Origin of the sequence: Nocardia sp. NPDC059154 (assembly GCF_042755705.1) — a bacterium.
Classification (GTDB): domain Bacteria; phylum Actinomycetota; class Actinomycetes; order Mycobacteriales; family Mycobacteriaceae; genus Nocardia.
This window is the reverse complement of the sequence record NZ_JBHZCS010000033.1, coordinates 63628-77281: the sequence shown is the minus strand read 5'-3', so window position 1 is coordinate 77281 and position 13654 is coordinate 63628. Positions and strand designations below refer to the sequence as shown.

Here is a 13654-nt window from a genome sequence, read left to right as displayed (position 1 = left end):
CGTGGGTGTGAGTTGGGTTGGGGATGTAGGGGGCGGGGGGGGCTTGGGGGGGGGGGGGGGGGGGGGGGGGGGGAGGAGGGTGGGGGGGGGGGGGGGTTAGGGGGGGGGGGGGCGGGGCGCCAAGATCGCAGATCGCGCGCGCGGCATCGTCGTCGGTGACGGCGCGTCGGAGGATTCCGAGATGGGCCCGTTGGTGACCAGGGCACACCGCGACCGTGTCGCCGCCTTTGTCGATGCTGGTGAAGCGGCGGGCGCGAAGCTCGTGGTCGACGGTCGCGGCGTGCAGGCGAAGGGGGAAAGCGACGGATTCTGGCTCGGTCCTACGCTTTTCGACAACGTGACGACGGACATGGAGATCTATCGCGAAGAGATCTTCGGACCCGTCTTGTCGGTGATCCGGGTCAAGACCTACGACGACGCGGTTGCGTTGATCAACGCCAACCCGTACGGCAACGGCACCGCCATCTTCACCAATGATGGTGGCGCCGCACGCCGTTTCGAAGCGGACGTCCAGGTCGGGATGATCGGTGTGAACGTGCCGGTGCCGGTCCCGGTCGCCTACTACTCCTTCGGAGGATGGAAGCAGTCGTTGTTCGGCGATACCCACGCCCACGGCACCGAGGGCGTGCATTTCTTCACCAGGGGAAAGGCTGTGACCTCCCGGTGGATCGATCCGGCCAACCGCCCCGAGGGCGGCATCGAACTGGGGTTCCCGCGCAATGACTGATATCGCCATGCTGCAGAAGGACATCGCGCGCGCCATCGAGCTCGACCGACGTCACGTTTTTCACTCCTGGTCCGCACAGGTCGGTCGCACACCGATGACCGTCACCCGCGCGGAGGGCTCCTACGTGTGGGACGAAGAAGGAAAATCGCTGCTGGACTTCACCTCCCAGCTCGTCTACACCAACCTTGGTCATCAGCACCCGCGGGTCGTACAGGCGATCCAGGAACAGGCCGGCCTGCTCGCTACGGTCGCACCCGCGCATGTCAACGCAACCAGGTCCGAAGCCGCGCGGCTGATCGCCTCGCATACTCCCGACGGGCTGGACCGGATCTTCTTCACCAACGGCGGCGCCGACGCCAACGAGCACGCCATCCGCATGGCACGGCTGCACACCGGGCGGCCAAAGGTGTTGTCGCGGTACCGCTCTTATCACGGCGGCACCCAGCTCGCGGTCAATGTGACCGGCGATCCGCGCCGATGGCCCAACGATTCGGGTACCCAGGGCGTGGTGCACTTCTTCGGGCCTTATCTCTACCGCTCGGTGTTCGCCGCGAATACGGAATCCGAGGAATGCGAGCGTGCGCTGCTGCATCTGCGGCAGGTGATCGAATTGGAGGGTCCGACCACGATCGCCGCAATCGTCCTCGAGTCGATTCCGGGCACAGCGGGCATCATGGTTCCGCCGCCGGGTTACCTACAGGGTGTTCGGCAGCTGTGCGACGAGTACGGGATAGTGCTCATCGCTGACGAGGTGATGGCGGGATTCGGTCGCGCGGGCAGGTGGTTCGCCGTTGAACACGGGCCTGTCGTTCCGGACCTCCTCACCTTTGCCAAGGGCGTCAACTCTGGCTACGTGCCTCTCGGTGGTGTGGCGATCAACGAGGAGATTTTCGCCAGCTTCGCGGAGCGACCCTATCCGGGCGGGCTGACCTATTCGGGTCACCCGCTGGCCTGCGCGGCGGCGGTCGCTGCGATCCAAACCATGGAGGACGAACATATCGTCGATCATGCGGACGCGCTCGGCCGGGAAGTCTTCGCTCCGCAACTTGCCGAACTCGCCGGCAGGCACGACCGTATCGGGGATGTCCGGGGCGTGGGAGCGTTCTGGGCTGTCGAGCTTGTCGCCGATCGCGACAGTCGTACGCCGCTGCCCGCGGCCCGAGTCGCCAGGGTTGCCGCCGCATGTCGGTCGCAGGGATTGCTGACACTACCGAACGCGAACCGTATCCACCTCGTGCCACCGCTGACTGCATCGGCAGACGAAGTAGCAGAGGCCATTGCCATTTTCGACACAGCGCTGACCTTGACCGTTGGAGCGTGACGTGGCTGTCGCAGTGACCCAGCAACACGCGGAACCGCTGGTGACTGCCACGACTCAACTGCGCGAGGCGGTGCGGATCCTCGGATACGAGGAGAGCGTCTACGACATGCTGGCAAGCTCGCGTCGTGAACTGACGGTCAGCGTGCCGCTGCGCCGCGACAACGGCGCCGTGGAGCTGCTCACCGGATACCGTGTCCAGCACAATCTTTCGCGTGGACCGGGCAAGGGCGGGCTTCGCTACTCGCCGGACGTGACGTTGGACGAGATTCGCGCATTGGCCATGTGGATGACCTGGAAATGCGCGCTTCTCGACGTTCCCTATGGGGGAGCGAAGGGAGGCGTCAGAATCGATCCCCGCCGATACAGTCAGGCCGAGCTGGAGCGCGTCACCCGTCGGTTCACCAGTGAGATTTCACCGCTGATCGGACCGGAATTCGACATTCCTGCACCGGATATCGGGACCGATGAGAACACCATGGCATGGCTGATGGATACCTACTCGAGTCAGCGCGGTCGTACCGTGCTGGGTGTGGCGACCGGCAAGCCGGTCGACCTGGGTGGTTCGGTCGGGCGCACAACGGCCACGTCGCGCGGCGTCGTGCATATCGCCCTCGCGGCTCTGCGGGCCCGGGGAATCGAATCGCACACGGCCACAGCAGCTGTGCAGGGATTTGGCAAAGTGGGGCGATACGTTACGCGCTTCTTGGCGGAGGCCGGTGTTCGTATCGTCGCGGTCGCCGATGCGTACGGTGGTCTGCTATCGAGCTCTGGCATCGATGTGTTGGCGCTGGAAGAGCATGTCGACCACTTCGGATCGGTCACCGGGTTCCCGGGTGTCGACGCCGTCGATCGCGACGACGTATTGTTCGCCGAGGCGGATTTGCTGGTTCCCGCGGCCGTGGAGGGCGTGATCCACGCAGGCAACGCGCATCGCATCGCCGCGCGGGTCATTGTCGAAGGCGCCAACGGACCGACGACGCCGGAAGCGGACAGCATCCTCCAGGAAGCTGACCGCCTCACGGTCCCCGACATTCTCGCCAATGCCGGTGGAGTAGTCGTGTCCTATTTCGAATGGGTTCAGGCGAATCAGGCGTACTGGTGGAGCCTCGACGAGGTCGAGGCCCGTCTCGCCGACCGCATGGCGGCTGCTTGGGAAGGCGTCAACGCCTACGCCCAGAAGCGCGAGTTGCCACTGCGTACAGCGGCAACCTGTCTGGCCGTCGAACGTGTGGCCAACGCACACCGCAGACGCGGACTGTATCCGTAGGCCTGCGTCGAGTGGTCGGTAGCGCTATGCCATCGACCACTCGACGGAATCCGCGAGCCTCGAGTGCGCCGACGCGCTGCCGAGGCTCGCGAGCCGGACCGTCTCGGGCGCTGGCCGCGCAAGGAATTGATGCGCGGCCAGGTCGATTCGGATGACGAAAACTGTTGTGCGGCAGTCATTATCGAGTGGCCGATGGGGCCGTCGGCCACTCGACGGAGATCAGGCGACGTGGTCTGCGTGTGTACCGAAGTTACGACGGTGATAGGTAAGCGGTGCCCCGCCTGTTGTGTGAGATGCGACCACGTTGCCGAGCGCGACGGTGTGATCTCCCCCTGGGACCAGTTCGGCGACCTCGCATACGACCCATCCGGCCACGCCGTCGATCCGGGGGACACCCTCTTCTTCTCGCCAATCGATGCCGACGAATTTGTCGGGTCCCTTACGGGCGAACGCCGTAGCACAGGCCACTTGGTTGGTGGCCAGGATGTTGAGTCCGAATCGGCCGGTTTCGCGCACCAGCATGAGCAGGTCGGAGCGGTTGTCGAGCGATACCAGGACCATGGGCGGGTCCATGGAAAGCGAAGCGAATGCGCTGACAGTAGTGCCGTGCGGGCGGCGACCGTGCATTGCGGTGACGACCGAGACGGGAGTACACACTCCTGCCATCACGTCTCGAAAGACGTCGGCGATCGTGCTGTCGGCGGTCATGCGGAATCCTTTCGAAGAGGGCGCCCTGCGGGATCGAGTTCGATCGCGGACACTGGGCGCCGCGGGTGCGGCTGTTTGGTTCAGAAGAGCAGTGCGTTGCCCGGGCCCTTGTCGAGCAGGATTCGGCCATAAAGCTCTCGAACAGGGTCGATGCGGTAGGCGGTATGCCGGGCGGCGGTGGAGTTGTCTCGCCACATCCGCTGCAGCGGACTGCCATCCATCAGAGCCGACGCGCCGGACTCCGAAATCAGCGTTTCGACAGCGTCATGAACCAGCTCGGCAGCCCAGCAGGAGTACATCCTGGCCCGACCGCGGCTGCCATCGTCCGGCAAGCCTCCGGTGGCGGCGGCCGCATCCACCTCGGCGGCGACCTGACGCGCGAGCAGCCAGGCAGTGTCGATCCGGACCCCGGCGTCGGCTATTCGCATTTGGAAAGCTGAGGACTCGGACTGGTCCATCAACCCCGCGGTCGGTACGGGCCGGCCCTGTGACTGATCGGTCACCGCTTCGAACACCGCGGAGCCGAGACCCAGCTGTGGCGCCAGCGTCGCGATCGAGGCGATCCCGGCGAAGGACGAAATGTACAGTGGTTCGCCCGAATGCGATTCGGGCCGTTCGCCGTTCAGTGCCGGACGGATCGGCATCAGCCGATGCTCGGGCACGAAGATCTCCTTGCCGACAATCGTGTTGCTGGCCGAACCGCGGACACCGGCCGGATTCCAGGTGTCCAGGACTGTCAGTTCGCTCATCGGAATGAGCGCCGCGCTGAGCTCGGGGCCTTGCGGACCGAACGACATGGGCACGCTGAGAAACGCCCATTCGCTGATCTGCGAGCCCGATGCCACAGGCCACCGCCCGGTCACAACGATGCCGCCATCCGCACGCTCGTATTCGGCGGTCGGTGCGAGGACCGAACAGATCCGTGCCCGCGGGTTCGAGGCCCACACATCGTCCTGTGCTTGCTTGCCGAGCGTTCCGACCTGCCACGCAGTGAAATTCAGTACGCCGGCGACCCAAGCCGTGGACATGTCGCCGCGTCCGAGCTCGCCGACCACCTCCAGCACCGTCGAGAGATCGGTTTCGAGGCCGCCGAGGCGCCTGGGGGTCATCAACTGCAGGAGACCGGCCTCAGTGATGGCGTCGACGACCCGCTGGGTCAGACGCCGTTCCTGATCTGCCTCGGCCGCGTCCTCGCGCAGCAAGGGAACCAGTGCAGTGGCCCGGGCGACAAGTTCAGCCCGGGTTGGCGAGTCGCTTTCGATCGTTGAATTCGTAGTATCCGCCATAATGGGCTCTATCATTCGTGGGTCTCCAAACAGAATGACTGTTTCCAATTGTGTGAATACGGCGCGATGGATCGCCGTAGATTCACAGGATATGAGACGAATCGGTCAATATTGGCGACTGTGGACGCTGCCTTACACAATGGGCGGACAATCGGGATCGGGTATGACAGCGTGCGGGGTAATCGGCGGAAGCCTCCTTCCTGCAGTTGCTGGCAGAGTCCGTTTCTGGTACGTGCACGGCGTCGTGGGAGATTGTTATGGTGGCCGCCGGCACGACAGAAAAAGGCGGGCGCGGCGGCAGTCCGGTGCCGCCGCGCCCGCCTGTCGCGGGCAGCCAGAGAGGGGGACAGCTGCACGCGGGGAGGGTGGACTTGATGTAGTTGTCGATGACGATTTCGATTTCGTTGGAGACGCTTGGGCGAGCAGGCGTCATCCCTGCCACGCCGAGGCGGTGGCTACTTACGCCACAGCTCGCGGGACGCCAGCGCCGCGCCCTCGCCGAGGACCTTCAGCTTCGCCCAGGCGATCTGAGGATGTGTGCGGCCGCGGAGCCCGCAGTCGGTACCGGCGATGACGTTCTCACGCCCGACCACGCTGGCGAAGCGCAGGATGCGCTGGGCGATCGTTTCGGGATGTTCGATGACGTACGTGGCGTGTTCCAGCACGCCGGGCATCAGGATCTTCCCCTCCGGGAGCTTGACGTCTTCCCAGACCTTCCACTCCCATTCGTGACGCGCATTCGCGGCCTCGATCACATAGGTCTGAGCGTTGACCTTGAGAATGTATTCGACGATTTCGTAGAGCGGAATATCGGTCGAGTGCGGCTTATGGGAGCTGCCCCAGCAGATGTGGTACCGGATACGATCTTCGGGGAGTCCGTCGATCGCGTAGTTGACGGCTTCCACGGCCATGTTGACCCACCGCTTGTACCGGTCCAGATCCCAGTCGGGGTCCAGCATGCGGCGATCCCATTCACCGGGGATGAAGGCATCGTCGATCTGGCAGATCAGCCCTGCGTCGATGATCGCTTTGTATTCTTCTTTCAGTGCCGCAGCCAGGTCGGCGAAGAGCGATTCATCGTCGGAGTAGTGTTCATTGCGGATCCACGGCTGCACGCTGCCGGGCGCGACCACCGGAAGAAATGCTTCTTCGACATTCTGGGCAGAAGTCGCGGCTTTGAGGTTTGCGATATCGCGTGCAATCGCTGCCTGCCCTGAATATTTGATCGGTCCCTCGCAGATGCTCTCCAAGGACATCGCCCACTTGCGGGCCTCGGTCTCGGCGCCGGGGTCGAACCAGGTCATGTGGTCGGAGGCCTCGGTATAGAAGTCCTGGAAATCCTGGAAGTCCTTGGACTGCCCGACTTTCCCCTTGGCGTCGTACCAGGTGACACCGGGGCGGACCGCGATGCCGTCCAGTCGCTGCGAGGCATAGCCCATCCACGAAGATTTCGTGAATTCACCGTCGCTGACGATATCGATACCGGCATCGGTCTGCTTACGAACGACCTCGTCGACGGACTCGGTCAGGCGCCGCTCAATCTTGTCCTGATCACGCGGCTCGTCGCGCCACTCGGCCAGAACGAGTTCCTGCAGGTCCTTTGGCATGTGCAAAGCGCCCGCATGGCTGGTCAGAATTCGGTTTTCGCTGCGCTTCACCAATTATCCTTTCACCTGGACGCAGAGAATTTGCGTCTCGGTCACACGCTAAGCGTTTTCGCGCTCCGCCGGAGGAGCCAACATGTCTGTTGGACTTGGTGAAACGCATGACGATCCGGGGGGCGCGGCACCAATCTCGCCCACCTACCTTCGGGTCAAACCTATTTCGCTCGGCCGCGCAGCGCGTCCGATACGACCCTAGGGGTAAAAAAATGATCACATCGCAGACCCAAGCCGTTGCACCGTCGACCACCGAGTTGGTCTCGCGTGCGGCAGCGTTGCGAGAGTTGTTGTGGAGCAACGCGGAACAAGCCGATCGGGATCGCCGGTTGTCCGAAGATGTCGTCGCGGCACTCAACGACGCGGGCCTGTTCCGGCTGATGACACCAAAGCGGTTGGGGGGCTACGAGACCAATGCATCGACCCTGATCGAAGTGATTGCCGAGATCGGCAAGGGGGACATGAGCGCGGCTTGGGTCGCGGGCGTACTGAATTGGGCTGCATGGCAGATCGGGCTCTTCCCGGAACAGGCCCAGCAGGACGTGTGGGGTGAGAACCCGGACGCGACGGCTTGCTGGGTGATGGGTGCGTCGGTCCAGCACACCGTGGTCGACGGCGGAATCGTCGTCAGTGGCAAGTGGGCCAACGCATCCGGGTCGGCGCACAGCGATTGGGCGGTGCTGTCCGTCCCCATGTCGTTCGGGCCGAAGGGGCCGGACTATTCGATGGTGCTGATTCCGATGTCCGAGTTGACGATCGTGGATACCTGGTTTGTCACCGGTGTGCGTGCCTCGGCGAGCAATACGCTCGTCGCTGAGGATGTCTTCATTCCCGACCACCGCATTCTGCCTCTGCTGCGAGCGCAGAACGGTGAATGCTTCAACGGGCATCCCGAAGAGAAGCTGTATCGCTCGCCGTACACGATCGGCGGGCTGGCCATCATGGCACCTCAGCTCGGCGTGGTCAGCGCGATGTTCGAGTATGTGCAGAAGTCTTCGCAGGGCAAAATGGTCCCCGCGGCCGGCGTGATGGATATGTCGGCGTGGCCCTCGTTCCAGATGGAGTTCGCCGCCGCCGCCACCAAGATCGATCTGGCGTGGTTGCTCGCCGGCCGCGCGGCCTCATGTCTGGACACGGCGGCGCAGACCGGCGAACTGCCGGATGATCGCATTCGCGGGCAGCTGCGGATCGATCCGGCTTGGGTCAGCAAGGAGCTGCACGAGGCGGCCGAGATTCTGATGAACGAGGCTGGGGTCTCGGCGTTCGGCGAGTCGTCCCCCCTGCAGCGGATGTGGCGCGACATCTCAACCGCCCACCGGCACACCGCGTTCCGACTGAACCCGGTGAAGGAGCTCTACGGTCGGATTCTGCTGGGCAAGGACTCTGACGCGGGCTTTATGTTCTGACCGTGTTAATTCCTAGACTGAACATCCGTGCAGCGATTGCTGTACGGATGTTCAGTCTGTACTGTCCCTTACATGAGCGTGATGCAGGTCTCAACTTGGAGCGGCGAACAAGAACCGCGCACCCCGGGTCTCACCTTCGCGGAGTTGCTGCGGATGCCGCCACTGCGTTCGGCGGCCCCCGAAGTGCTTTGCGGCGCAAGTAGTCTCGGGCAGGCAGTGCGATGGGTCCACGCCGGCGAGGCGTCGGACGTCGGATTGCTGCTTCGAGGTGGCGAGGTTCTGCTGACCACTGGCACCGCTTGCGGTGTGCGCCCCGACGATCAGCGTCAGTTTGTGGATGTTCTTGCCTCGCAGGGTGTGCTGGGGTTGGTGCTGGAACTGGGAGCCGTCTTCCACACGGTGCCCGAGGCAGTTCTCGCCAGGGCGACGGAACTGGATTTTCCCCTGGTGGTGTTGCATCGGCCGGTCCGTTTCCTCGAGGTGATCGAGGCTGCGCAGCAGCGCATTCTCACCGACCAGCAGGGAGCCTTGACCCGGGTGGAAGCAGTCCATCGCGACCTGATGGCGCTGATGATGGAGGGCGCGGACACTGCATCGATGCTGGAGTGGCTGGCTCGTCGGGTCGGTATCGCCTTGACCCTGGCGGGCGGTGACGGGCGGCTGCTGTTTCACGCGCCCGGCGGTATGCAGAACCGCCAGGACATGCTGGACGCGCACGCCCGTGCCGCCGCGCGCCGTCAGCCGCTCATGGCACTCCCGGTTCCGAGCCCGGTCGGAGGCGCGCCGTGGCGCCTGATACTGCCGTGCTATTCCGGGATGTTGGGAACCGCCGAACGTGGCGTCCTGGTTCGAGCTTGCGACCTGCTGGCACTGTCGCTGCTGCGACATCGCCAGGAGGAGACGCTCATGGCGCGTGAGCGCGGTGAATTCCTGACCGCATTGATGCGGCGCGAATTGTCCGAGAGGGAGGCCACCGCCCGGGCCACGGATCTGGGTTGGTCGGAATCCGCCTGTCTATTGCCGATCTATGTGGGCGGTCGGGCCGGGCGGCTGGTCGGTGATCAGCAGGAATCGTGGTCGATGATCATGCGGCGGACGCGGCAGGACTTGATCGGGCAGGGTATTCCGATCGTCACGGGATTGATCGACCGCGGGCACGCGGTGGCTGCCGTGGTCGGGGTTCCCGTCCTGCGTTCCGGGCGCAGCGATGAAGCGCCGGACGCGCGGCGGGCCGAGATTGCCGAGCGAGTCGCCGGTGTGTTGCGGGCGCAGGCTGGGAAGCTGCTCCCCGCCGGTGGCCAGGTCGCGATCTGTGTCGGTGAGTCCGCGCTTCGGTGGACGGACGTCGGCGCACGGTTGCAGGAGGTCGCCGATATCGCTCCTGCGAATCTCGATGCCACTGCCGGCGAGTGGTTCGATCTGGCGCGGCCCGATGTCGATCTGCTGATCCAGCGGATGCGTGGCAGTGAGGCTCTGGAGCGATTCGTCACGCGGCGGCTCGAGGTGCTCGAGCAGCACGACGAGCAGCGCAAATCGGAACTCATCCGGACTCTGGAAGCCTTCTTCACGCACAACTGCAATAAGGCGGATACCGCTCGGGCGCTATATCTGGAGCGGCAATCCCTCTACAGCCGTCTGCAGCGGATCGAGGAGCTGATCGGTGAGTCGCTGTCCAGCGAGGGCACCAGGCTCGGCCTGCAACTGGCACTTCGTGTCCGCAAGATCCATGCGTAATCGATGCCCTCGGGGTGCGCGCCCTAATTGATCTCGCGGCTGACAAGAGCGGGTGGCAGCAACCGTGTCAGGGCTTCGACCTGAGCTCGCATGCGCGGTAATTGCTTCTTGCCCAGAACAACCCGCTCGAACGCGATGCCATCCGCCAGCGCGGTCAGCAGTTCGACGGTGGCTTGATCGGCGGGCTGGTTCGCGGCCACCAGTGCGGCCGCGGCGAAGCGGCGGAAGTCCGCGTAGTAGCTCTCCACTGCGCGTTGCAGTGATGGCCGATACCGAGCACCGACCGTCACCTCGTATTCGAACTGCGTGAGTTCGAGCTGATCCGGGTCATCGAGGGCGGCGACCAGCACATCGATGATGCCGAGGAATCCGGTGGCGGTCCTCATCCGATCGGTATGCAGTTCGTAGCAGACCTGCAGTGCGTGCTCCAGGACGTCGTCCAGGGATTCGAAATGGTGACGAACCAAGCCGACGGCTACTCGGGCCTCGGCCGCCAATGACCGGTAGGTGAGCTTGCCGAGCCCGTCGCGCGAAACCAGCGTGATGGCCGCGCGCAGAATCGCTTGCCGGCCTTCGCCGTGAGGCACTGCCCGTTCGGTGCCACTCATCGGGACCCCCTCCGGCCGGTCTAGGTTGTCTGGGCCGATTCGACAGCGTACCGGACCCCGGACGCTCCCTGGTCGACCGAGCTTTGCTCCTGGGCTGTCGTGATTGTCAGATGGAAATTGGAATTCGCCTGACGGTCTGTCGGATAGGTATCGACGAACATCGGTCGCGGAGATTTGGCGATCTGGCAGATATTGGCAATTTGTGTTGGACAGTTCGTCCGGGCGGAGGCCGTTCGGGGTCTGTAGGCGCAGCTCAGGCCTCCCATCCGCAGCGCGTGTGTGTCCTCGCCACAAGGCGGTCATGTCATATCTTGTTGCCCAGAACGAAGAGAATGAATTTGCGCAGCAATAAGGTTTTCGTAAAGCCGCATAGCGGGACCTGGTCCATTCGTACGCAAGTGTCACGCGAGTTGTGTGGAATTGCGACAGTAAGGGTTGATCGTGGATAAGTCTTTGCCACAGCGCTCGTGGCCGGAAAAAAGGAATCGCGGTAATTCGTCCGAATGGTCGCGGAACAGGCCAGCGGGGCTTCGCGGTGCACTGGCCGAAGGCCGGTTCGCGGTAACCGCCGAACTGGGCCCACCGCGCGGCGCGGATGCCGACGCGGTAGCGAACAAGGCCGAGCTACTGCGTGAGTGGGTGGACGCGGTGAACGTCACCGACAATCAGGGCGCGAACGTGCGGATGTCGAGTCTGGGTGCGTCCGCGCTGGTGCAGCGTGCCGGAGTCGCGCCGGTAATGCAGCTGACCTGCCGGGATCGCAACAGGATGGCACTGCAATCCGATCTGCTGGCCGCCGGAGCGTTGGGTGTGCCGCACGTGCTGCTGCTGACCGGGGACCATCCGAAGGCGGGCGATCATCCCGAGGCCAAACCGGTCTTCGACCTGGACGGTATTCAGCTGACCTGGATGGCCCGTGCGATGCGCGACGACGGCGTGCTGCTCTCGGGCGACGAGATCAAGGTCCGGCCGGAATGGCTGATCGGCACCGTGGAGAATCCGTTCGCGCCTCCGCTGCAGATGCGCGCCGATCGGTTGGCGAAGAAGGTCTCGGCTGGTGCGGAATTCGTGCAGACGCAATACGTCTTCGACATCGACGTCTTCAGCCAGTGGATCGATCGATTGCGCGATATGGGGGTCACCGAAAAATGCGCGGTGCTCGCCGGTGTCGGGCCGATTCGCTCGCTACGAGCGCTGGAATTTCTGCGCACCGGTGTCCCGGGCGTGAACGTGCCGGACGAGGTTGCCAACCGGCTGCGTGGCGTGCCGGAGAAGCGGGTCGCCGACGAGGGCATCCAACTGTGCGCGGAAACCATCCAGCGGCTCACCGAGATTCCGGGTGTGGCCGGAGTGCACGTGATGGCGGTCGGCTTCGAGCGCGGCGTTCCGGAGATTCTCGAGCGGGCGGGCATCGCACCCCGGACACAGACCACAGGAGTGGGAGGAAATGGCCATGTTGGTTGAGTTCCGGCCGCATACGCGTCTGCGCGGCAAGCAACCGATCGACTTCGCAGCGGCTGTGCCGCCGATCGTCGATGCGCTGACCGAGAGCTCGGCGGATCTGGCGAAGGTCCGGGTGATGTGTGATTGGGTGCAGTACCGCCAGAACTTCCGCGATGTAGTCGACATTCGGCCGATCATGCATGCCCCGGGTCGGAGTCGCGAGGATACCCACCCGGTGCCGATCGGCGTGCGCGATGACGACTTCGAGGTCGCGGTAGACCTTCGGCGCGGCAACGACTCCGAGCTCAAGGAACTGACGGCAGCGCTGCTCGAGCGCAAGCCGGATCGGGTCTACCTGGAGGATTGGACGCGGGGGAGTGAGAGCTGCATCTGGCACTTCAACGCGCTCTACTGGGGTGCTCTCGAACTGTGGGAGAAGGCGACCGGGCGCGGCTATGAGCAGGCGCTGCCGGGCGGTGAGAGCGACGCTCGAAATCGTACAGCGGCAACGGAAATGATCAATGAACTGTTCGGGGTATGGGACCGGCTCGCCGCCACGTCCTCGTTGCCGGAGGAGTTGTTCGTCGTCGAGCTCGGCGTAGGCAACGGAACTCAGGCGAAGGTGTTCCTCGATGCCTTTCTAGACCTGGACCGCGACCACGGGCGCGGCTACTACCGCCGGCTGCGTTATCTGATGTGCGACTACTCGCAGTACGTGCTGGACCTGGCGCGCGAGACCGTGGCCGAGCATATCGATCGGGTGAGCTCCTTCGTGCTCGATGCCACGAAACCCACTACGTCGCTGAGTTTCCTGAAGTACAAGGCATTCCTGGTCTACGTCTCCAATGTGTACGACAATCTGCCGACCGATGAGGTCGCGCAACTGGGCGGGCGCACCTACTGCGTGCAGACTCGCGCATATCTGCCCGAAGCGGCGGCGGTGGGATTGGCCGAATCGGTGTCGGCACGTATCGAAGAGCTGCCGGGACTCATCCACAAGCTGCTGCGGCTCGGGCCGCCACTGCTCGTCGATGCTTATCCTGACCACTTCCCCGAAGTCGATGCCACGGTGCGGTTTTGGCAGCAGGTGTGGGCTGCGGTCAAACTGGACGAGCGTTATGTGCCGTTGTCCGGACTCGATACCTATCCGCTGAGCGGCTCGTTGACAGGCGAGACATTGCGGCCGCTGCTGGAGTCCGGCGCGGACGTGCGGATGCACGTGAACAACGGCGCTCTCGCGAGCTTCGACGACAGTCTGTCGCTGCTGCATCCTTTCGGGACGTTGGTGTGCCTGGATCTCTTCGTCACCGATATCCAGGACTACCGCACGACCTTCCGCGGTCCGGGCAAATACGACGGCTCGGTGGTGAATTGGGTCAACGGGCCGTTGCTCGCGCACGTCGGGCGACGGCGCGGATTCGATGTGCGGTACGAGCAATTCCGCCACCGTAACGGCGGCAATATCGTCACGATGACAGCCCAGGCGAGGGATTGAC

General features: G+C 64.0%; 10 protein-coding genes and 1 pseudogene. 7 read left to right on the top strand and 4 right to left on the bottom strand.

All coding sequences use genetic code 11. The features are described from left to right. Nucleotides 1-118: 118 nt before the first annotated feature. The 3 genes and pseudogenes from ACFXN1_RS26975 to ACFXN1_RS26965 form a co-directional block, all read left to right on the top strand. Nucleotides 119-727, top strand: a pseudogene (locus tag ACFXN1_RS26975) (aldehyde dehydrogenase family protein); the annotation flags it as partial. Next, nucleotides 720-2048, top strand: a complete 1329-nt coding sequence (locus tag ACFXN1_RS26970; protein WP_379441624.1) for an aspartate aminotransferase family protein — start codon at nt 720-722, stop codon at nt 2046-2048. The pseudogene ACFXN1_RS26975 and the gene ACFXN1_RS26970, both read left to right, overlap by 8 nt. Nucleotide 2049: 1 nt before the next feature. Further along, nucleotides 2050-3315, top strand: a complete 1266-nt coding sequence (locus tag ACFXN1_RS26965; protein WP_379441623.1) for a Glu/Leu/Phe/Val dehydrogenase — start codon at nt 2050-2052, stop codon at nt 3313-3315. A gap of 219 nt (nt 3316-3534) precedes the next feature. Here ACFXN1_RS26965 and ACFXN1_RS26960 read toward each other — a convergent pair whose 3' ends face one another. From ACFXN1_RS26960 to ACFXN1_RS26950, 3 genes are all read right to left on the bottom strand, one after another. Then, complete coding sequence (locus ACFXN1_RS26960) at nt 3535-4023, bottom strand: flavin reductase family protein (RefSeq protein ID WP_379441622.1); 489 nt, start codon at nt 4021-4023, stop codon at nt 3535-3537. A gap of 80 nt (nt 4024-4103) precedes the next feature. Further along, a complete protein-coding gene (locus tag ACFXN1_RS26955) occupies nt 4104-5357 on the bottom strand; it encodes an acyl-CoA dehydrogenase family protein (RefSeq protein WP_379441620.1) in 1254 nt (417 codons plus the stop codon). Between the two features lie 407 nt (nt 5358-5764). After that, nucleotides 5765-6967, bottom strand: a complete 1203-nt coding sequence (locus ACFXN1_RS26950) for a cobalamin-independent methionine synthase II family protein (RefSeq protein ID WP_379441619.1) — start codon at nt 6965-6967, stop codon at nt 5765-5767. Nucleotides 6968-7179: 212 nt separating this feature from the next. Between ACFXN1_RS26950 and ACFXN1_RS26945 the strand changes: the two genes are divergently transcribed. Further along, nucleotides 7180-8373, top strand: a complete 1194-nt coding sequence (locus ACFXN1_RS26945; RefSeq protein WP_379441617.1) for an acyl-CoA dehydrogenase family protein — start codon at nt 7180-7182, stop codon at nt 8371-8373. A gap of 72 nt (nt 8374-8445) precedes the next feature. Next, a complete protein-coding gene (locus ACFXN1_RS26940) occupies nt 8446-10107 on the top strand; it encodes a PucR family transcriptional regulator (RefSeq protein ID WP_379441616.1) in 1662 nt (553 codons plus the stop codon). 23 nt (nt 10108-10130) lie between these two features. Here ACFXN1_RS26940 and ACFXN1_RS26935 read toward each other — a convergent pair whose 3' ends face one another. Next, nucleotides 10131-10715, bottom strand: coding sequence for a TetR/AcrR family transcriptional regulator (locus tag ACFXN1_RS26935; RefSeq protein ID WP_379441614.1), 585 nt, complete (start codon nt 10713-10715; stop codon nt 10131-10133). 441 nt (nt 10716-11156) lie between these two features. On the opposite strand from ACFXN1_RS26935, the gene ACFXN1_RS26930 reads away from it, so the two are divergent. Together ACFXN1_RS26930 and ACFXN1_RS26925 are read left to right on the top strand one after the other, a co-directional pair. Next, nucleotides 11157-12179 (top strand): methylenetetrahydrofolate reductase, encoded by a 1023-nt coding sequence (locus tag ACFXN1_RS26930; RefSeq protein ID WP_379441613.1) that lies wholly within the window; start codon nt 11157-11159, stop codon nt 12177-12179. Beyond that, a complete protein-coding gene (locus ACFXN1_RS26925; protein WP_379441612.1) occupies nt 12163-13653 on the top strand; it encodes a hypothetical protein in 1491 nt (496 codons plus the stop codon). The genes ACFXN1_RS26930 and ACFXN1_RS26925 overlap by 17 nt, the downstream gene beginning before the upstream one ends. Nucleotide 13654: the final 1 nt, after the last annotated feature.